Here is a 21,432-nt window from a genome sequence, read left to right on the forward strand (position 1 = left end):
TGACTATCTCTGCGAGCAGTTACGCTCGCCTAGACTGATTGTTGCGTAAGTCCTACTTATAATCACCGACGCTTGCAATGGCATTGTTTATCGCACACCAAACACTAGCGGCTAACATGAACGGTGGTTCACCGACGGCTTTAGAGTTATAAATAGTCTGCTCTTCGTTTTTGCGATCGAACAGTTTCACGCTCCACTGCTTTGGTAAGTCATGAGCGGTTGGAATTTTATAATTCGCGGCACCGTTAGAAGCCAACTTGCCTTTCTTGTCCCAAATTAACTCTTCAGCGGTCAACCAACCCATTCCTTGGACAAACCCACCTTCAATCTGACCAATATCAATGGCTGGATTGATTGACTGTCCAACATCATGCAGGATGTCACAGCGTAGCACTTTATACTCACCCGTTAAGATATCAATTTCGACTTCAGAACAGGATGCCCCAAGTGCAAAATAGAAGAATGGACGACCCCATGCTTTTGAGCGATCATAAAAAATCTTTGGGGTTTTATAGTAACCGGTCGAAGACAAGCTGATACGGTGCTGATACGCCAATAGCACCAACTCAGCAAACGTTAATATATTTTTATCAGCGATATGAACGTGATTACGCTCAAACCTAATCTCCTCCTTGATAACGTCAAAATGTTCAGCAGCAAACTCAATCAAGCGTTGTTTAACCGTGATACAAGCATTCTGTGCCGCCTTGCCATTGATATCTGTGCCAGAAGAAGCCGCTGTCGGCGATGTATTTGGAACTTTATCTGTACGGGTCGCCGTGACTTTAACCGTATCTACATCCACGTCGAATTCATTGGCGACAATTTGGGCAATCTTTACATACAACCCTTGCCCCATTTCAGTACCACCATGGTTGATCTGAATACTACCATCGGTATAAATATGTACCAGCGCACCGGCTTGATTCAAATGTTGTACGGTAAACGAGATACCGAATTTAACAGGCGTCAATGCCAGACCCCAGCGTTTATCACTGCCCTCTGCTGCCGCTTTTTTATTGGCCGCTGTAACCTGCTGTCGGCGTTTATCGTATTGGTTATCGTCTGCCAACGTTTGCATGATAGTGACTAAATCAAAATGCTCAATCGGCTGCCCATAATGAGTGCTTTGACCATCTTTGTATAAGTTCGCCAAACGTACTTGTAGCGGATCTTTGCCTAGCGTATAGGCAATATGATCCATCATATATTCGGCCGTTAGCAAACCCTGCGGACCACCGAAACCCCGATAAGCCGTATTGGATACGGTATGCGTCTTACAACGGTGACCAGCTATCTGTGCCGCTGGATAATAATAAGCATTATCACAATGAAACATCGCGCGATCGACGATAGCATCAGACAAATCAGGCGAATAGCCACACAATCCAGCTAACTGCATATCAACACCGAGCACTTGACCCTCGTCATTGACACCAACGTCATATCGGTTAGCAAACTCGTGACGTTTACCCGTCACCACCATGTCATCTTGGCGATCTAAACGCATGCTCACTGGCACATTATGGCGTTTGGCAACGATACCGCACAGACAGGCCCACGCAGCGGCTTGCGTCTCCTTACCACCAAACCCGCCACCCATTCTACGTACGACTGTCGTCACAGCATGAAAAGGCAGATCAATAACCTCAGCGACGAGCTGCTGTACTTCACTAGGATGCTGTGAGGAGGTGTAGACTTCGAGCCCACCGTCATCACAAGGCACGACATATGATACCTGACCTTCTAGATAAAAATGCTCCTGACCCAGCATATGAATATGACCTGCAATGCGAGTATAAGCGCTGTCAATCGCTGCTTGAGAATCACCACGCGTCATAAAATGGCTAGGACGTACAAACTGTGATTGCTTTAATGCTTCTTCAATAGTGAGTATCGCTGGCAAAGGCTCATACTCTATCTTTGCCTTGAGCGTGGCTTTTTTGGCAGCACGATGACTGGTTGCAACGACGACGAACAAGGTCTGACCCACATACTCAGCAACCTTATCCACCATCAATGGATCGCCATCAAATACAGGACCGATATCGGTTTTAGCCGGAATATCTTTAAAGGTAATTACGTCTATTACTCCATCAACGGCTCTTACTGCACTGAAATCCATGCTCAACACGCGTGCATGCGCATGGATACTTTTACCGATGGCTAAATGTAGAGTGCCTTGCGGTTTCAGTATGTCATCGACATAAGTCGCCGTACCCATCACATGGCTGATCGCACTGTCATGTTTGGCACTGGTACCAATTTTGTTTTTGGGTGGGCGGACGCGTCGAATACTGTCGCTGTCAAATAATGAAGAATGATGAAGAATGATGGTGATCTCTTATATTTTTGGTCAAACCTCTCACCTATACACTTGGCTATTGATGGTTTGACGGTATGATAAAAGCTATGTTGCGACGGGTATCATAAATACTTGATTTGATAGAAATATAATTATTAAGAGCTAATCCAATAAAAACCATATCAAAAAATCACGGTCGCAAAATCATAACTGTTATAAATATCTGTATGTAATGCATAACAATTTTGGGCAAGCAAAGCTTATGGCGAGTTTATAAATCGCCAATCTCTATGAGACGCTTGTTGATTGCCCCGCTGCGACTAACTGCTTGCCGCACTTGACCAATAGCCGCTGCACCACATGCATACGATACTCACGACTGGCTCTGACATCCGTCATTGGTGAGACATCCATCGGTAGCATTTTCGCGGCTTTCTCGAAACTGTCGACCGCCACAGATTTTCCAATTAATGCTTGTTGAGTTTTTTCAGCCAACAAAGGTATTGCAGCCATACCGCCCAGCCCAAATTTTACATTATCAATCGTCATATCATTTACCGATACATCGATCCTTGCCGCAAGTAGACAGGCAGAAATATCATCTTCATAGCGTTTACTTATCTTATGAATAAATAAGTGCTGATTGTCTTGTAATAGCGGGATATGAATGGCGACAACATAACTGCCTGCACGTAGCTTGGTTTTTTTATAATCCAAAAAGAATTCAGATAGAGGTAGGGTTTCATCAGTGTAATACGCTGGAGACTCATCACTATTACGATCCGTATCGCAATGGCGTAAATGAACCTGCGCATCTAATGCTAATAAGACAGGCGGTAAATCACCAATCGGTGATGCATTAGCGATATTGCCACCGATCGTCCCCATGTTACGGATTTGCGGAGAGGCAATACGCTCAAACAATGCTGCAAACTCAGGAAAATACTGCTCAAGTACAGGCAGCATTTTCTTGTAGCTCATACCAGCACCAAGCACTAACGATTTTGTAGATGTTGGCGCTACACTTTTCTCTCCATCATTTAATGACCAAGATTTCAACTCATCAATGGCAGATAGCTGAATAATAACGTCATGGTCGATAAAATGCTGCGTCACACTTAGGCCCAAATCTGTACCACCAGCCCAAATCGTTGCCTTCGGATTCGCTGCTAATACTTGATTCAGCTCATCAATAGTCTGTGGTATAAATAATTTCTGTGAACCGTGAGTCAATGCAGGAGTGATAATGTTTGTGTGTAGTGGATCAGCTGTTTTACGATTTGCCATCGCATCCGTCGCTAATGCTAGCGTAAGATCTTTCTGTGCTGCCTTCGCAGTATCTCGTTGCTGACCAATATCTGCCATTGCCAAACCAGCTTCAATAATCGGGCGGTAACCCGTACAGCGGCATAAATTTCCTGATATTGAAGCAACAATATCATCATAACTTAGCTCATCTGTCGTCGCATCTTTCACTTTTTGCAAACGATGATTTTCGTAAACACTTGCCAATGACATGACAAATCCTGGCGTACAAAAGCCGCACTGCGAACCGTGACAGTCCACCATCGCTTGTTGCGCAGGATGCAAGGAGGCACGCTCTGGATGATTCTCAGGATTGTCTGCGAGATAAGCCGCGGTCATCAAATGATGTCCATCCATCAATGATAACAAGGTAATGCAGGAATTTAGGGTATAAAAAGGCGTGGGATTGGCAGTCTCATTACCATTAGTAAGTAACGGCTGTGCCATAACGGTACACGCACCGCAGTCTCCACTAGCGCAGCCCTCTTTCGTATCACTCTGCCTTTCGTGCAGACGTAAATACTCAAGAACGGTTGTATTAGGATTAAGGTCGGCTATCTCATGAAACTTTCCATTTAGATAAAAACTGATCATGGCAATACTCGGCTATCAGGGTAAAAGTTATATAGAAAATTAATTTAAACTCTGAGAGGAAGTTATGCAATGCGGTCGCACACTGTTCCCAAAGTAGGATCAACTGTTAGTCAAACCTAAATCAATAAAAATATCTATAAGCATATGGGATAAGCTGACTGCCTTCTGAACTTCTGACTTGCTCAAGCTTAATCTGACTGAGGAGAGTGCTTCAATATCGTCACAAGATGTCTAAACAAATAGGTTTACGCAACAAGTGGATATAAAGATTGAAATAAACGTGTATTTAGGGTCTGTTGGGCAAGGTTGCTACTTTGTGTTTAAAGCTGACCTTTTGGTTAAGTTCTTACATATTATCATTATATTTATTTAATACACAACTCATAAAATTGTATTTTTACTCATCAATATTGAGCAATTAATGTCTGCTGAACCTTTAATTAAAAAAACGGTCAACGCTTATTCATTGAAAATATCAATAAATAAACGCTGACCGTCGTGTCAATTCGATTAGATTCCAACACCATTTCTATTGTTTGGTATTGGTAAAATCAACTACTCTGTACCAAGCTCCAACAAGCTCGCATTACCACCAATAGCCGTAGTGTTGATTGTTTTTACTCGTTCAGTGACGAAGCGATGGAGATAATCAGGTGTTAGCATCTCCGAAAAACCTTCCATATCGGTCACACTAATCACTTGAGTCAAAATACCGTCGGTGTTGGCAAGCTCTTGGCTAATCTCCTGCACTTCACTGCGACTGCCAGCGACAGCAACTTGCGCAAGACGGTCAATATATAACAATGTGACCGTTTGCGAGTCGTTTGCCACGCTAATGACGTCATCACTGATACCAGCATCATAGAGTATATTTGCCGCTTCATTGCACATCTCTTCTTGGCTTGGGCAATGTAATATCACCTCATTACCTGTCAAAAGTGCCGCTATTAACTGACCAAGTACTGCCATCGCTTTGGCAGAATCACCACCGATGACCATGGTTTTCCCACGAGCCGTCACATACAAATCATTTGACTCACCAGTAGCACCAGTCATACGATGCACTTCATCTAGGCTAGGTGCTTCATTCAACAAATGATTAAACAAGCGCTTTGCTTTGTTGGCATCACCCGTGAGTAAGGCCAGTTTTGGAATAGCCGCTTGTAGATAAACAGCGCGATTGACTGCGCCAAGCAGTCGCCAAGATTCACAAACCTGGGCATGATTTTTTTTGAATTCTGTCGCCATGTTGCTACTCCTTACGCGATTTCTGATTGAGTGGTTGTTTGAGATTGGTTTTGCGTCACTGCGGTATTAACACCTGACTGATTCGTACTGGTTGATTCAGTACTTAGTTTCATCAGACGAGCAACATAATGCGGACCACCAGCTTTAGGGCCAGTACCAGACAAGCCACAGCCACCAAACGGCTGTACGTTTACGACTGCACCGATTTGGTTACGGTTAACATAAGTATTACCTACCACAGCACGGCGCTCAATATGTTCAGTAGTGTTTTCAATACGGCTATGGATACCCAAGGTCAAACCAAAACCTGTGGCATTAATCGCATCAATCAGCTTATCTAGGTCACGCGCTTGATAGCGTAGCACATGTAGAATTGGGCCAAAGTGCTCACCACCGATCACATCGATACTGTTTACTTCGATCGCCGTTGGCAATACAAAAGTAGACTGCTCTTGGCTCACCACTGAGCTCGAACTCATTGGTGTTTGTGCCAAAATAGTAGCAGTCGGCTCATCACGCATACGCTCGATATGCGCTTCAAGACCTTGCTTGGCATCTGCATCAATCACTGGGCCCACGTCTGTCGCAGCGTATAACGGATTGCCGACAGACAGCTCCGCCATATTACCTTGTAACAGCTCAATCAAATCATCAGCCATTTCTTCTTGCACGCACAAAATACGGCAAGCTGAACAGCGCTGACCTGCTGAACCGAACGCTGATAGAACCGCATCTTTAACCACTTGTTCTGGTAGTGCTGTCGAATCAACTATCATGGCGTTTTGACCGCCAGTCTCAGCGATAAACACGGGCAGCTCACCGCTGGCCTTTTCATGATTATTTAGGCTTTGATTAATGTACTGTGCTGTCTGAGTTGAACCAGTAAAAATAACACCTGCAATATCAGCAGCGGCTGTCAATGCCCCACCAACGTCGCCCGCACCAATTACTAACTGCAATGCTTCTACTGGCACGCCTGCTTGATGCATCAACTGTACCGCAAAGTGCGCAACCAAGCTGGTCTGCTCGGCAGGTTTCGCCACGACGGTGTTGCCCGACGCGAGTGCTGCCACAATTTGACCCGTATAAATAGCCAATGGAAAGTTCCAAGGACTGATACAGACAAACGTACCACGCGGTTTGTACACTTGACGTGACAGCTTGCCAGATAAATCGGCAAACTCATGGACGACACCATCCAGACGTTCAGCTTCATCCGCATAAAAACGGCAGAAATCAACGGCTTCTTTGATCTCATCGATACCATCTTGCATGGTCTTGCCAGCTTCAATCTGACAGATCGCCATCAGCTCAGCATAGTTTTCTTCGTAGAGATCAGCTATTTTGCGCAGTATTTCAGCACGCTTAGTAGCAGGTACCGCTTGCCAGATACTTTCTCCTGCCACCGCCGTATCAACCGCTTGACGTGCAATGTCTGCATTGGCATAGACAACGTCACCAGCGATTACTTCATGGTTCCAAGGTGCTTTGACCGCCTGACGATCAAGCTTATGAGTAACGCCATTATCTTCATAGCTGTCAATCGCTTTGCCATTGATAACAGACATCGCTGACCAAGTTTTATTCAAATGGCTGTCGATCTCAGATTTGAACGATAACCACTGTGATTCTGTGAATATATTAGGACCAAAACTGGCACGGCGCTCACCGTAAATTTCTAGTGGCAACGGTATTTCTGGATTATGCAACGTGGCATTGGTCAGCAGCTTGTCGTATGAATGTACGGTCAGTTTATCAATTGGATAAGACTTATCTAACAATTGATGCACAAACGAGCTGTTTGCACCATTCTCAAGCAAGCGACGCACTAAGTACGGCAGTAAGTCTTTATGTGCGCCAACAGGTGCGTAGATACGTACCGCAATTTTATACGCTTGTAAGATATGATCATAAAGTGCATCACCCATACCATGTAAGCGTTGGAACTCAAAGTCTCTATGCTGACTCATGGTCATAATCGACGCAAGTGTGTGCGCGTTATGAGTGGCAAACTGTGGCCAGATTAATCCGCGTAGATGCTCTGATAATAAGAAACGAGCACAGGCAAGATAAGCCGTATCCGTGCCTTCTTTACGTGTCCAAACAGGATAGCCTGACAAACCCTTTTGTTGAGCAAGCTTAATTTCAGTATCCCAATAGGCACCTTTTACCAAACGTACAGGAATGCGGTCACCTACTTCTATCGCCAAACGAGCCAGCCAAGCCAATACAGCAATTGCACGCTTAGAATAGCCCTGTACGACGATACCTAGACCATCCCAGCCCTCTGTCAAACTGTCGCGATATAAAGACTCAAACAGTTTTAAAGAAATCTCTAAACGGTCGGCTTCTTCAGCATCGATACTCAGATCCACGTTGACTTCACGTGCCGCTTCTATAAGCAACAAGCAGCGTTGGCGCAGTAGCCCCATTACCTGTGCTTCTTGTGTCGCTTCATAGCGAGGATGCAGTGCTGACAATTTAATAGATACTGACGGCTTCGGCATACCCTCTTTGACTTTAATGCTAGCGGTGGCTCTAATCGCATGCAAATAGTCATTGAAATATTTTTCGGCATCTTTATGCGTGATCGCCGCCTCACCTAACATATCGAACGAGTAGGTATATCCTTTATTACGATATGGCTGACTATTTTTATTCGCACCCTCAATCGTTTCGCCTAATACGAACTGATGACCCATGATACGCATGGCTTTCTGCATGGCACTACGAATGACAGGCTCGCCCATCTTCTTAGTCATGCGATCCAAAAATCCTGACGCCGTAGTATTGCTATCAATGCTAACAACACGACCTGTCATCATCATGCCCCATGACGAAGCATTGACCATAAAACCATTGTCATTCTTGATGTGTTTTTTCCAATCAGCCACACTCATTTTGTCATGAATCAGTGCATCAGCCGTATAGTTGTCTGGCACTCGAATCAACGCTTCTGCCAAACTCATTAGCAAAATACCTTCTTGAGTATCAAGACTGTATTCAAGCAGTAGAGAATCGACCATCTTGACGGCTTTGCCATCATTACGTACATACTCTACCAACTGGCGCGTTTGCTCAGCCGCTGCATCACGTTCTTCAGTGCTAGGCTTGGCAAGTGGCAACAATTCAGACAACCAACGTTCTTCATCGACACTGTATAGTGGCGTGATACGATCATGTAGTGTGTCTGCTGATTGGGTCATGTATTCTGGCAACAACAAGTCAACCGGTTTGAATAAAATCGGCTCTTGCGGGGTAAATTGGTCTACTGGGTTCATAACCACTCCATAACTATCGTTTAAAAACCATAATAAATGGTGCTTTAGGAATTCTAATTTTTCTGCATAGCTGGCTATAACCACTAAATAAATAGTCGTTATAAATACCTACTCACAATAATAATCAAAGAACCAAATGGCGCCATCACAAAACGAGAAAATCCAGCATCAGCTGGGAACCATTAAGTAGGTCGTTCAAGTGTTAAACGGCTACGTTAACAATACAAAGGCAACAATAAAAAGTTAAGCGGCATTAGTGCCTTCTTCTTGCTAGTAGTGAAAGGAGTTTGATGATCAGGTTTTGCGATAACAATGTTAAATATAGAATCATTTAACACCATATTATCAAAACGAAAGTAAATCGTATTAATAAACACAAATCCATCATCTAATATGATACTAATTCACTGTAAGAAAAACCTCTACGGCGTTGATTGAGGTGATGCGCTTAACTTGAGTATAGTATCATGAAAAAAAAAATTCAAACTAACGATATTGTCAGTTTTTATAAATTAATATACCGCTAAAAAACAAACAGTTATCAGCACTTTTTTCACAATGACGCTTTGGTCTTATCTCCCTATTTACGATAGAAAATCAATTGTTTTTTTAAATCAAATACTTAAAAAAAATCGTAATGATGTAACCCATATTTCGGCCAAAAAAAATCTCTCTTTATCAGTGATAGATAAAGAGAGATTTTCACATGCTAATGATTTTTCAGAACAACGGCATTGACATTTTAGTACTCAACAAACCCTAACTTGCAGTATAACCAATCAAACAAAAACAATTTTTGCCAATAGCACAATGGTCAATATCCATACTGGAATGCTGATGTCAGAGAATTTACCCGTCAATGCTTTGGTCGCTGTATAAGTAACAAAACCAAGTGCAATACCGTCGGCAATAGAGTACGTTAATGGTGTAAATAACAATACCACGACGACTGGTCCCGCCTGAGTTAAATCAGCCCACTCAACATCTTTGAGTGTGCCTAACATCAATACTGCCACATAAAATATCGCGCCTGCTGTCGCATAAGCAGGAATCATACTGGCCAATGGTGCAAAGAAAATACTGAGTAAAAATAACACACCGACAGTCACAGCGACCAACCCTGTACGACCACCTGCGGCAATTCCTGAAACGCTTTCAATATAACTGGTCGTTGATGACGTACCTAGAAATGTACCTGCGACCGTTGCCGTAGAATCCGCAAACATGGCTTTACCCATATTCTTAACTTTACCATCTTTGTCGACCAATCCTGCCTGTTGAGTGGTCGCAATCAACGTACCTGCTGTATCAAACAAATCCACGAATAAAAAAGCAAAGATAACGCTGATCATACTCACATCAAACGCACCAGCAATATCAAGCTGCATCAGCGTAGGAGCAATCGATGGCGGTGTAGATATAATACCTGTGAATTGCGTATTGCCAGTTAATAAGCTAACCAACGCCACCAGTAAAATACCAATCGTCACTGCACCAGGGACTTTCTTGTAGGATAAAGCCATAATGACAATAAATCCGATAGCAGCCATTGCAGGTCCAAAGGTCGTCATGTCTCCTAGACCGACCAAAGTAGCATCATGATTAACGATAACCCCTGAGCTTTGTAATGCAATAAACGCTAGAAATGCACCGATACCAGCGACCACGCCTTGCTTGAGTGACACAGGAATAGAGTTGATAATCATCTCTCGAATCTTGAACAGACTCAACAGCACAAAGATACAACCAGACAAAAATACCGCGCCAAGTGCTACTTGCCACGTATACCCCATGCCTAGCACAACGCCATAAGTAAAAAAGGCATTCAGCCCCATACCAGGAGCCTGAGCAACTGGTAAGCGAGCATAAAGCCCCATAATCAAACACCCGATTGCTGCTGCCAAACAAGTAGCAACAAACACAGCACCTCTATCCATGCCAGCATCTGCCAGCACGTTAGGATTAACAAAAATAATATAAGCCATCGTCAAAAAAGTCGTTAAACCGGCAAGAATTTCCGTTTTAATCGTGGTGTTTTGACCATTGATTCCAAAATAACGTTCGATTGCATTCATAAGTGTCGCGCCCAGCTTGCTAGTGAAAGAACAAATTTATTGGTGTCTCAAATAGAGGTGACATCAACAAACAAATAGTGACGTCATTACCAGAAGGCATCAGTAACGAAGTGTAACATTCTAGAGAAGTTACTATGCAAATTCAATCGCTACCCGTACCTTGTGAGTACAAATACCTGCTTTCATAACTTTAGAAAAAACTGTTAAAAAATATTTCAGAGATTTATTTATAAAATCCTTTCGACCTTGGCAAGTAAGCTTATATGCATAAATATCTATATAATTATGTGGTATTTAACATTTTAATAATGACCTTTCCTTCATTTAACAGTAAACTAAGCGGTTGATACAAGTATGCAGAATTATTGCCCTATCATATTTTTATGTTATCAAAGATCCTATCTGGTATGCGTAATGCACCATATCAGCTGACGTCAACTATCCGTGAGTTTATTACATGCCTGAGTCATTAAATATTATCGATCTTGTTACCCAAGCCAGCCTATTGGTGCAGATTGTGATGGCACTATTATTATTAGCCTCTTTGTTCAGTTGGGTGATTATTTTTCGTATGAGTGCACGGCTTGGTACAGCCCAAAACTTCGACCAACAGTTCGAGACTTGGTTTTGGTCAGGAGAAGATTTGGCCAAACTCTATCAAGGTGTGCAAGGATCACCTGAACGCCAAGGACTTGAACAAATTTTTTATATTGGGTTTTCAGAATACCTCAGAATGCATAAAAAGCGCCAACCTAAAGACGACATCATCGATGGTGTTGAGCGTAAGCTAAGAGTTGGTTTGGGTCGTCAGCAGCAATTACTAGAGTCAGGGCTAACGACGCTAGCAAGTATCGGATCGGTCGCGCCTTATATCGGACTGTTTGGTACCGTTTGGGGCATCATGAATGCCTTTTTAGGGTTGTCTCAAACAGAGCAAGCTACTCTAGCTTCGGTCGCACCTGGCATCGCTGAAGCATTGATCGCGACGGCGATGGGTCTGTTTGCTGCTATTCCTGCGGTATTGGCTTATAATCACTTTACCGCAAAATCCAGTCGCTTGTATGACTCGCGGGCGCTGTTTTGTGATGAAATGACCGGCATGCTCCAGCGTGAGACCAGTGTAGAAAGCAGCACAAAAAGAGAAACGCCAGCGAATGCAACGCAGGTGCAAGGGTTATGAAACAAAGTCCCTATCGCCGTGAAAAAAAAGCGCTAAATGCGGAGATGAACGTTGTCCCTTACATCGATGTGATGCTGGTATTGCTGGTCATATTTATGGTCACAGCACCGATGCTAATTACTGGTGTTGATGTTGATTTACCAAAAGAGCAAACCAACACCATGAGCCAAAGCCAGCTACCTGTGATTGTTTCTTTGACGGATACTGGAGAGATTTTTATCAGTTATGAAAATAATATCGACTTACCGATGAGTGAACCTGAATTGATTAACACCTTATCCAATTTACAGTCTCAGAGTAACGAACTCGGCGAACAGCCAGTGCAGGTAATGATAAATGCCGATCAAAACAATCAATATGGTGTCATTATGACGCTAATGGCAACGTTACAACAAGCAGGTATTCAAAAGGTCGGACTATTAACAGGTGCACCACTACCCGCGCCTGCTGTGCCTTAATTATAAGCACCATTCTCAATCAAGCTGACAATAGAATAGTAGCCAACCCAATGAACCACGTTCATGAGTATAAATATTATGAATAATGCTCCTGCCGTCTATGTGCCTACCCAACCTGAAGGAAATGGGCTCACTATGCCTATGCTATTCAGTCTATTAGCGCATAGCCTTGTGATTGGCTTGCTGGTTTATAGCTATCAAAACGCTGAGGTAGAGATGGTTGGTAGCCTTGAAACGGTCATGGTCTCTCCTGAGCAACTGGCTGAGATGCAAGGGCAGATACTGGCCAATCGTGCAGCCGCGCAGGCACAAGCAGCCAGTGCCAACAGCAGTTCGTCGATAGTTACGCAAGCAAATGAGTCTGACAGTAACGATGCCAACCAAAACAGCACCCAACCAAGCTCACAACAAGTTCCTAGTTTTAGCCGTCCCGACGACACTACTGGTCGCCCCTTACTCATGAGCGAAGAACATCATCAGCGCTTGCTTGAACGAAATAGAGTATATGAGCAGCAAATGGCTGAGTTGGCAGAACAATTGGATGAGTCGATAGCAGAAAGCCACGACCCAATTCAGGAGAAGCTAAGAAAAGATAAAGCTGAGCTTGAGAAATTACGCTATATACAACAGCACCCTGTTACTATTGCACGTCCCAATGCTGATAGTACTAATATAGAATTTGAAAGTAATGATCCTGATGGCGCACCTCAGGATTATAGTTTGGCAAAAGGCGAGTCTATATCTGGCGATAAAGCAACAAGTAACGCAAAAAAAAGCAGTCGTGGTGCTAGCAACAATGAAATTATCAACCTAATCAAACGTAACTATAATCCGCCGATAGGAGCGAAAGGTGCGACTCAACGCGCTACGCTAATAATTACTGTAAATGCTAATGGCAAGGTGACCAATGTATCGGTTTCAGGACCTGATAGTAAGGTCAATGAGGCAGCCAAACAAGCAGTTTGGGATGCGGATAGCTTTCCAATAGATACTAGCGATCCCAAATATCCTACTTTTAATATAGAGTTTAAAGGTAGTAACTAATAAGCTGCTCATATTTTATGCTATTGGTAATGTTATCTTAAGAATCTTATACTGTCCAAGATGCTGCCGTACCTTTATAGCTGATTAATTACCTACAAGAATGATAACTATACTTTTTCAGGAGCTCGACTTACTCATGCGCACTCATAAAAACTTACTCACATTTTTACTTACCAGTACATCAATCTTATTAATTGCTCCAAGTATATTTGCAGCTCCTGTCGTTCTGGAACTAGATTACGAAATTCCTATTCAACAAAACCAAGTCGCTTTCGTTCCCTTCGCTGGTGACACCGTCATGTCTTCTATTATCTTAAATGATTTAGATAACACAGAATTAAAAACGACTAGCAAAAATTTGCCACAGCAACCAAGTAGCAGCAGCGAGTTAGCAGGCACGCTACCAGTCTGGCAAAGTATCGGAGTTCCTTACTTAGTCGTCGGTAGTAGCAGCACCAACCGCGGCAAAGTCACCACTGAATATGAAGTCATTGAGGTCAAATCAGGGCGAATACTGGCAGGCAAACAGAGCTTAACAGCTAAGGATGACAAAGAAAGCATGCGTTATGCTGGCCATGTCATTGCCGATAAAATATATGAGTTGATTACTGGAACACCAGGGGATTTTTCAGGTCGTATTGCTTATATTGAAGAAATCGGCGTAGGCAAAGACAAAACCTCAAGCCTGAAAATCATGGATGCTGATGGTGCAAACGCCAGAACCATCTATACAGCCAAAGGGTCTATATTTTCACCCGCTTGGTCGCCCGACGGCAAACGCATTGCTTACTCTGTACAGCGAGATAAATCATATCCTATTATCTATGTACAGAACGTAGATGGCGGCTCTTCTACAGCACTCACGCCTTATTCTGGTAGCAACTTGAGTCCCTCATTCTCACCCGATGGTAGCAAAATACTATTTTCTAGCAGCTTTGAAGGCAGTGCCGATATTTATGAAGTAAGCGCCAGTGGTGGTCAGCCTAATAGAATTATCAATTGGCCAAGCAGTGAAGTGCAGCCAAGCTATGCACCTGACGGCAAGTCTTTTGTTTTTGTATCCGACAAAGCAGGATTCAATAAGCCACAAATCTATCGCTATGAGTTTGCATCAGGACGTACGATTAAGCTGTCAAATAGCAGTTATGCCACCAGTCCACAGTTCAGTGTTGATGGATCGCAGATTGCCTTCTTAAATGGCTCATCAGCCGCTATTATGAATAGCAATGGTGCCGTAACGGCTAACTTGGGTAATACAGGTATTGATGAAGCACCAAGCTTTTCACCTAATGGTAAACGCGTGGTATATGCCTCAAAACAAGGTAATAAAGGCGTTATTACGATAAAATCACTAAATGGTGGCGAGACATTTGGTAAGTCTGCACAAGGCATCATACGCTCACCCGTCTGGTCAGCCAGTCCAAAGTAGCTTTTCCTCTAAAGCAGCTTTATAGATTACTAAGACTATAATTAAGAAAGCGCGTGATAGTCTAATCGGGCGCTTTCTTATACAAATAAGCATATTATCAAGTGCTAGAATAATCTTCTATTTATAGCCAGATAACATAAGAGCAAGCTTTAAACTTAACACGCTTATATAGTCGCAGCCTTACCGAGATACTATTATGAAATCCTTCATTCTTACCAGTTTACTTAGCACAGTGACGCTACTGACAGGCTGCCAATCCATCCAGTTTGTTGACAGCCCTATTCCTGTGACCTCAACGCCTAACCCTACTCAACTTAATGCTAATACCAATCCCAAAAAATACGATTAGCGGTGTCAAACTTGTTTAGTCTACAGTGAGTAGTACTTGCACTTGTTTTCCTTGCTACTCTAATTTTTGTGCATGGTATAAGATTAGCACTCAATAATATAGAACTACAAAAAAGCAGCCTTAGAAATGGCTGCTTTTTTGAATCAGGTATGGTCGATAAAGTCGCCTTAACTCTGTGTATTCGCTGGTTGATGCTTAATAATGGTCTTAGCCAAATGATCACCAAACCAAATAGCAGTATCAATATCACCAGATCCAGGTGTTTTTTCAGGTGGACCATCCAGCGACTGCGTCATCAAACCCAAAAAGCTAGACAGACGGTTTAAGTCATGCGCTTCATGACCTGTCGGCATCAGTGGCAATCCAATCCAATTCGTCCCATGCTGCATCGCATACAGAGATATCTGCTGTAACACTGCGAGCTTATCACCGCTCAACCCACCCGAGTTTGCAAACGCCGCTGCCCACTTGCCTTCCCATGCACGGTGATACCACCGCTTTGAGGTCTCATCCATAAAGGTTTTAAATTCAGCAGTCACGCTACCCATATATACTGCACTGCCAAACACCAATAAATCTGCTTGATCTACGAATGCCCAATCTATTTCATGGACATCTACCGCTTTGACTTGCGATGCTGGTAACTGCTGGCATGCACCTGTCACGATTGCTTCAGCCACACGCTTAGTATGACCATAATTGCTATGATAAATAACAGCAATAGACAGATTTTTGGCTTGGCTAATGGCTGTTGAGTCAGGCGATATAGATATAGTCATACGGGCTCTAGTAATGGATGGATGAATGAATAATATTAGGATATGTCATGAAGTGAACAGTAATCACCAATGCTGTTAACAGTCTGGCATAGAGTAGCAATATTTGACAAATTATCAACTCTCTTATGTAAATCCTGATGCTGTTAAAGTCTATTGTAGCCAATCTACTAACATGATAAGAGCAGATTTTTCATCATCACACTTTATTTATTCCATAACTGCATATACTAATTCTAGATTTTCTCTCCAACTTGTTTTTATTTTCGATGCAATAAGACTATGATGTAGCGCTTATTCCTATGTTGACTAACAACACATGAGTACAACCAACAACTCAAAAGTAGTGTTTACAAAAGCTATAAAAATGCATGCCAATCAAAAATACTAGCAAAGGAGATCACCACTTTGACAGCGATAAAAGTTCAACCCGTAAACGAAACGCAAGATCCAATTGCAAGAGACAGTCAAAGCACCTAAGATGGCGCCCGTACCTTCTGCGACAGGCTGGAAACGTATTTTTCGTGGTTCTTGGCCACTGTTTGCAGCAGCCATCATATTAGGTCTTCTAAATGCGCTGACATTGATAACACGTGGTCAACCTTGGGGTATTACCTCTGCATTTGCGCTATGGGGATCTAAAATTGCGAGCACTTTTGGTGTTGATGTCGCCAATTGGGGTTATTGGCAAGGAACGAATGCAGCAGCACTTAATGCGTCTATATTTGCTGATTCTACAACCGTACTGAACTTCGGCATTATTATTGGGGCTTTTATTGCTTCGGCGGCTGGTGGCTTATTCAAGTTCACCAAAATCACTAAGGGTAATTTTGCAGCATCCGTCATTGGTGGCTTGATGATGGGCTATGGTGCACGCTTGGCATTTGGTTGCAATATCGGTGCTTATTTTGGTGGTATCGCTTCTTTCAGCTTACACGGCTATATTTGGGGCATACTCGCCATGGCAGGCACCTTCTTGGCTCTGTACTTACGTCCTGTGTTCGGATTGTCAGTACCAAAATCTAATGACTCAGTCTGCTAATAAAGATAACCATACGAGAATAAAAAAACAGCCGATTCAATCGGCTGTTTTTTATTCACTAAACTAGAGCGTGTCATCAATTAGATTATTAGAGTTGAGTCGATATTTATTGATCACTGCTCTGTATGTTACGAGCAATTACTAATGCCATACGTCCCGTGGCAGGTTGCTGTAAATGTGTCTGGCGACGATAAGAGTAATAGCGACTGTCGGCATAACTACAGTCAACAGGTAACTCATTCATAACCATAGCACCGGCAGCTTCCAACTGCATGGCAGCCAACTTAGGCAAATCAAGCTTAACTTTGTCATTGCCATTAGTACTGCTACTGGCAGACGGTATAGAAAATAATGCGACAAAATCATCCAGCTCTCTTGCTGACAGGGCTTGGTTTTCTTTGCACCCTGCTAATAGCTTATCACGGACATCTACACTCACCTCGTAATTCGCCTGACTGATACACACGCCTATCCAAGCCTTAATCGGTAGCGTGTCATCAAACCTATTTACAGCCGCTTTAATCACGCCACAAGCCAGTCCTTGCCAGCCTGCATGAATCGCTGCTATCTGTCCAGTTGCAGGCTGGTATAAGACAACAGGCACACAGTCGGCAGTCATTATCGCCAATCCAATACCTGATTGCTGACTAACCATCGCATCCGCTGCCACGGGCGCCATGCTTAAGACAGGCGCATCGACATCGTGAATCTGCCTACCATGAACTTGATTAACCCAATGCAAACGTCTAATCGGCGTATTTTGAAGACTTTTCGATGACAGGCTTATAAAGCTTGCATTAATAGCAGACAACAATCCCATGCGATTGTGCAAGACCTTTGCCGCATCGTCATTGACATGCAGCCCTAAATTAAGCTCACCATAACTCGCCTGACCTGGTTGCAATGCGCTTGTCTGTGCTGCAGACTCGCTGCTTGAGTCAAGCGAGTGAACCGTCTCATTAGGAAACGCAGCCGTTTGAAAAACAGCGACATCATCAATTTGCGCAAGCAACGTCATTGGAATCGTATTCATCATGGCCAAAATTCACTATCTTTATGAATCGGTTTTATGCCAACGACAGGGCGTTACAGCATGGTTTATGAGTAACTTTACCAGACTGATTATTCGTCATCATAGCCATCACTTAACACAGCGATCAGTTTTTGCATGTCTTCTGGTAGCGGCGTGGTCACTTCCACATCTTCACCTGTCGTAGGATGCACGAACCCTAAAGTATAAGCATGCAACGCTTGACGCGGGAAGTTATTAATTGCTTGACGCTGCGCTTCCGTGAGACCTGAACGTAACTGGCGACGCCCACCATAAACGCGATCACCAACGATCGGATAGGTCACATGACTTAAGTGCACACGAATTTGATGCGTACGCCCTGTCTCAAGCCCTACATCTAAAAGGCAATAGTTTTCATTAAGTGGTGTCACATCTAATAAGTGAGTAACCGCCTCACGCCCTGCTGTCATGACTGTCATTTTCGTGCGTTGATTGCGATGACGACCAATTGGTGCATCGATGCGACGGTGGCGCAGCAGGCTTGCCTGATCACCTGCGACCACACACTTATAATGGCGATATACGGATTTGTCTTTTAGCTGCTCCATCAGTGCCATTTGAGAAGGTTTTGTTTTACCGATGAGTAATAATCCAGAGGTATCCTTATCAATCCGATGCACCAGACCTGCGCGCGGTAGATGGTGCTGCTGTGGATAGTGATATAGTAGCGCATTGACCAAAGTGCCGGTTTGATTACCCGCACCAGGATGCACGACCATGCCGACAGGTTTGTCGATAACGAGCACTTCATCATCTTCATAGACAACATCGATATCTATATTTTCTGGTTGGTCTTCACTATGCTGCTCTAACGTCGCTGATAGATGCAACACATCATCGGCTTTGACGCGAACCTTTGGCTTTTGCACACTACCGTTATAGAGCAAATTGCCATCAGTGATCCAACCTTGTATCTGCACACGCGAGAAATCTTTGAATGCTAGCGAGGCAACTTTATCAATACGCAGACCTGACTCATCTTCTGTGACCGTGTGGGTCAGATCTATCACGACTGGCACTGCTTGACCTACACCTGAAGTTTCATCATCGCTATCGTCGATGTCATCACAGTCTTCATCGCTATTTAGCAACGCTGTTTCTGATAAATCCGCTTCAATTGACGTTGCATCATCATGCACTGTCTCATCAGGTGTGGGCTGATTGTTGTCAGGTAACTCACTATCTTTTAAAACATCATTTGGCATCGGTGACTCTTGTGCTGATGAATCAGTATCTAACGACTGATTCGGTGGTAAATGGGTGGTCATAGCATTATTATTCATAATAAATGGGTACGTAGTAAAGTCCTTAACATGATGTCATTAGAGAACTTTTTAAAAAAAATTACAAAAAAATAGTCTGCCCATTGCTAATTTATCACTCATCGTGAAAGCAATCATCATCAAAAAAAACGGCAGCAATATCACGATAGTGTACCATGCCAAGTGCTTAAGCCCTATAGAAGCTATTCCTAATCTATCATTTTTACTTAGAGCTTACTTGCACCAAGACTCAATGATTAACTCTCCCAAATATGACATTGCTGTAATTTACTGTATATTTAACAGTATCAGCGACATTCGATATCGCTCGTGATAGCCGCTCATGCTAAAATGCCGAACTGAAATGGAATATGATGAAAAAATAGACGAAGCAAACGTTATTCTATAAAGTATGAGTATATTTTGCTGTATGCTATGGCACTGAATTAAAAAATGACTTTCTTATTAAAAGATGTTGAACATTCACACATAGGCACTGCTTAATGTTCAACACACTTTAGAGTGAGATGTCATCTTGACCTCGTACACTATTAAAATAAACCGCATTCAATAAAAATCATGTTGATGATAAGTCTGCTTAACGATAAATATAATCAATAACAGACAGTTACGAGGTAGCACCATCATCGCTTTTTATTATTAACCTTTTATATAGCATAATGACGCTGCTGTTATTATGCGTCCTGTGTCGGAGAAGAAGTATGCAAGCTGTTGGCAACACGTTTATCAAACTGTCCTCAATAACCCTACTTACCCTAAGTGTCAGCCTAGTGGGTTGTCAGACTTTTAAGAACCTGAGTGGCGGCGGCGAAGAAGATACGGCGGTAGAAACTGCTGAAAAATCTGAACAAAGTTACTATAACGAGGCCATCGAACAGATTGAGCAAGGTCATTACAATCAGTCTATTGAAGACTTGACCAACCTGCGTACCTTTTACCCTACTAGTCAGTACGCTGAACAAGCATTACTCGATATGATGTATGCACAATATGCGAGTGGTGAGTACGAAATGGCAGCGGCTAGTGCTGAGCAATTTATCCGCCTATACCCTTCTAACCCACAAATCAGCTATGCTTACTACGTACGCGGTGTGGCCAATATGGAGGGTTCATCAGAAGGCTTTAAACTGTTCAAGCTCAATCAAGCTGAACGCGATACCGCCTATCTACGTATTGCCTTTGCTAACTTTCAAGAGCTGGTCGGTAAATACCCAAACAGCCCTTATGCACCAGATGCAGCACAGCGTATGACTTTTATTTACAATCAATTTGCTGAAAGTGAGATGGCTGCTGCCAATTGGTATATCGAGCGCGAGGCTTATGTTGCCGCTGCCAACCGTGCTAAATGGGTATTTCAATATTACCCACTCAGTGAATCTATCCCAAAAGCCCTGACTGTCTTAGCCTATAGTTATGACAAACTGGGTCTAACCGATCTATCAAATGAGTACAAAACCCTATTACAAATTAACTATCCTAATCAGTTAACCAGTAATGGTAATGTGAAGCTAGATACCAAACGTGATAGTAGTTGGCTGAATAAACTGACCTTTGGAAAGCTGGGTCGCTCAAGCGTAGAAGATAAATCAGTAGGGACAGGTCAATATAATGGTGCGACCAAAACTCAGATAATCCGTAATGCCAATCAGCTAAGATTGCCTAGCGCCAATGCAGCTCCTGCTAACGCGCCAGCTGCCAATGTTGCGCCTGCACGTGGTACAAACGGCAATCCGCAAAACAGTCAGCCACCAGTAGGCATCACTCAACCAAACCAAGATGCTCCTATGGTTCCATAATCTCTCAAGCTATAATTTTTCAAACTATAGCCCCTTAATCTATAGTCACTTAACATGAATAACAAAGACTTATTGCATTATATAAAATGCGTTTTCGTACTTCATAACAAGTGACTTAGATGCTGTATCATAAAAAAATAAGGTCAACGATAATGTTGGCCTTATTTTTCTGTTTCTATAACACGCTTTGTGTTC

Annotated in this window: 14 protein-coding genes and 1 pseudogene; 7 read left to right on the forward strand and 8 right to left on the reverse strand. The window is 43.0% G+C overall.

What is annotated here, in order from left to right; translation table 11 throughout:
• Nucleotides 1–55: 55 nt before the first annotated feature.
• From xdhB to EI164_RS05900, 5 genes and pseudogenes are all read right to left on the reverse strand, one after another.
• Nucleotides 56–2,332, reverse strand: a pseudogene (gene xdhB, locus EI164_RS05880) (xanthine dehydrogenase molybdopterin binding subunit); the annotation flags it as partial.
• A 261-nt stretch (nucleotides 2,333–2,593) separates the two neighbouring features.
• Entirely contained in the window at nucleotides 2,594–4,204 is a 1,611-nt protein-coding gene (gene xdhA / locus EI164_RS05885; protein WP_192519057.1) for a xanthine dehydrogenase small subunit, read from the reverse strand.
• Between the two features lie 555 nt (nucleotides 4,205–4,759).
• Complete coding sequence (locus tag EI164_RS05890) at nucleotides 4,760–5,452, reverse strand: 1-pyrroline-5-carboxylate dehydrogenase (RefSeq protein ID WP_192519058.1); 693 nt, start codon at nucleotides 5,450–5,452, stop codon at nucleotides 4,760–4,762.
• A gap of 11 nt (nucleotides 5,453–5,463) precedes the next feature.
• The gene (putA, locus tag EI164_RS05895; protein WP_192519059.1) at nucleotides 5,464–8,733 is read right to left on the reverse strand and encodes a bifunctional proline dehydrogenase/L-glutamate gamma-semialdehyde dehydrogenase PutA; all 3,270 of its coding nucleotides are present in this window, start codon (nucleotides 8,731–8,733) and stop codon (nucleotides 5,464–5,466) included.
• Nucleotides 8,734–9,512: 779 nt separating this feature from the next.
• Nucleotides 9,513–10,808: an NCS2 family permease gene (locus tag EI164_RS05900; protein ID WP_192519060.1), complete on the reverse strand. Its 1,296-nt coding sequence runs from the start codon at nucleotides 10,806–10,808 to the stop codon at nucleotides 9,513–9,515.
• A 457-nt stretch (nucleotides 10,809–11,265) separates the two neighbouring features.
• Between EI164_RS05900 and tolQ the strand changes: the two genes are divergently transcribed.
• From tolQ to EI164_RS05925, 5 genes are all read left to right on the forward strand, one after another.
• Complete coding sequence (gene tolQ, locus EI164_RS05905) at nucleotides 11,266–11,988, forward strand: protein TolQ (protein WP_192519061.1); 723 nt, start codon at nucleotides 11,266–11,268, stop codon at nucleotides 11,986–11,988.
• Nucleotides 11,985–12,446 (forward strand): protein TolR, encoded by a 462-nt coding sequence (gene tolR / locus EI164_RS05910; RefSeq protein WP_192519062.1) that lies wholly within the window; start codon nucleotides 11,985–11,987, stop codon nucleotides 12,444–12,446. The genes tolQ and tolR overlap by 4 nt, the downstream gene beginning before the upstream one ends.
• A gap of 63 nt (nucleotides 12,447–12,509) precedes the next feature.
• On the forward strand, nucleotides 12,510–13,490 hold the full coding sequence (locus EI164_RS05915) for a cell envelope integrity protein TolA (protein ID WP_225739140.1): 981 nt from the start codon (nucleotides 12,510–12,512) through the stop codon (nucleotides 13,488–13,490).
• Nucleotides 13,491–13,626: 136 nt separating this feature from the next.
• A complete protein-coding gene (locus EI164_RS05920; protein WP_192519063.1) occupies nucleotides 13,627–14,919 on the forward strand; it encodes a PD40 domain-containing protein in 1,293 nt (430 codons plus the stop codon).
• 196 nt (nucleotides 14,920–15,115) lie between these two features.
• Nucleotides 15,116–15,268 carry a hypothetical protein gene (locus EI164_RS05925; RefSeq protein ID WP_192519064.1) on the forward strand — a complete coding sequence of 51 codons (153 nt, stop codon included), beginning with the start codon at nucleotides 15,116–15,118 and terminating at the stop codon, nucleotides 15,266–15,268.
• A 167-nt stretch (nucleotides 15,269–15,435) separates the two neighbouring features.
• Here the strand turns inward: EI164_RS05925 and EI164_RS05930 are convergent, their stop codons facing one another.
• Nucleotides 15,436–16,047, reverse strand: a complete 612-nt coding sequence (locus EI164_RS05930) for a flavodoxin family protein (RefSeq protein ID WP_192519065.1) — start codon at nucleotides 16,045–16,047, stop codon at nucleotides 15,436–15,438.
• Between the two features lie 451 nt (nucleotides 16,048–16,498).
• Between EI164_RS05930 and EI164_RS05935 the strand changes: the two genes are divergently transcribed.
• Entirely contained in the window at nucleotides 16,499–17,086 is a 588-nt protein-coding gene (locus EI164_RS05935; protein WP_225739141.1) for a YeeE/YedE family protein, read from the forward strand.
• A gap of 106 nt (nucleotides 17,087–17,192) precedes the next feature.
• Here EI164_RS05935 and EI164_RS05940 read toward each other — a convergent pair whose 3' ends face one another.
• Both EI164_RS05940 and EI164_RS05945 read right to left on the reverse strand, forming a co-directional pair.
• Nucleotides 17,193–18,122 carry a polyphenol oxidase family protein gene (locus EI164_RS05940; protein WP_192519066.1) on the reverse strand — a complete coding sequence of 310 codons (930 nt, stop codon included), beginning with the start codon at nucleotides 18,120–18,122 and terminating at the stop codon, nucleotides 17,193–17,195.
• A gap of 86 nt (nucleotides 18,123–18,208) precedes the next feature.
• The gene (locus EI164_RS05945) at nucleotides 18,209–19,426 is read right to left on the reverse strand and encodes an RluA family pseudouridine synthase (protein WP_192519073.1); all 1,218 of its coding nucleotides are present in this window, start codon (nucleotides 19,424–19,426) and stop codon (nucleotides 18,209–18,211) included.
• Nucleotides 19,427–20,142: 716 nt separating this feature from the next.
• Here EI164_RS05945 and EI164_RS05950 point away from each other — a divergent pair.
• Nucleotides 20,143–21,237, forward strand: a complete 1,095-nt coding sequence (locus tag EI164_RS05950; RefSeq protein WP_192519067.1) for an outer membrane protein assembly factor BamD — start codon at nucleotides 20,143–20,145, stop codon at nucleotides 21,235–21,237.
• Nucleotides 21,238–21,432 lie beyond the last annotated feature (195 nt).

This window comes from Psychrobacter sp. FME13, assembly GCF_014861395.1.
Classification (GTDB): Bacteria; Pseudomonadota; Gammaproteobacteria; order Pseudomonadales; family Moraxellaceae; genus Psychrobacter.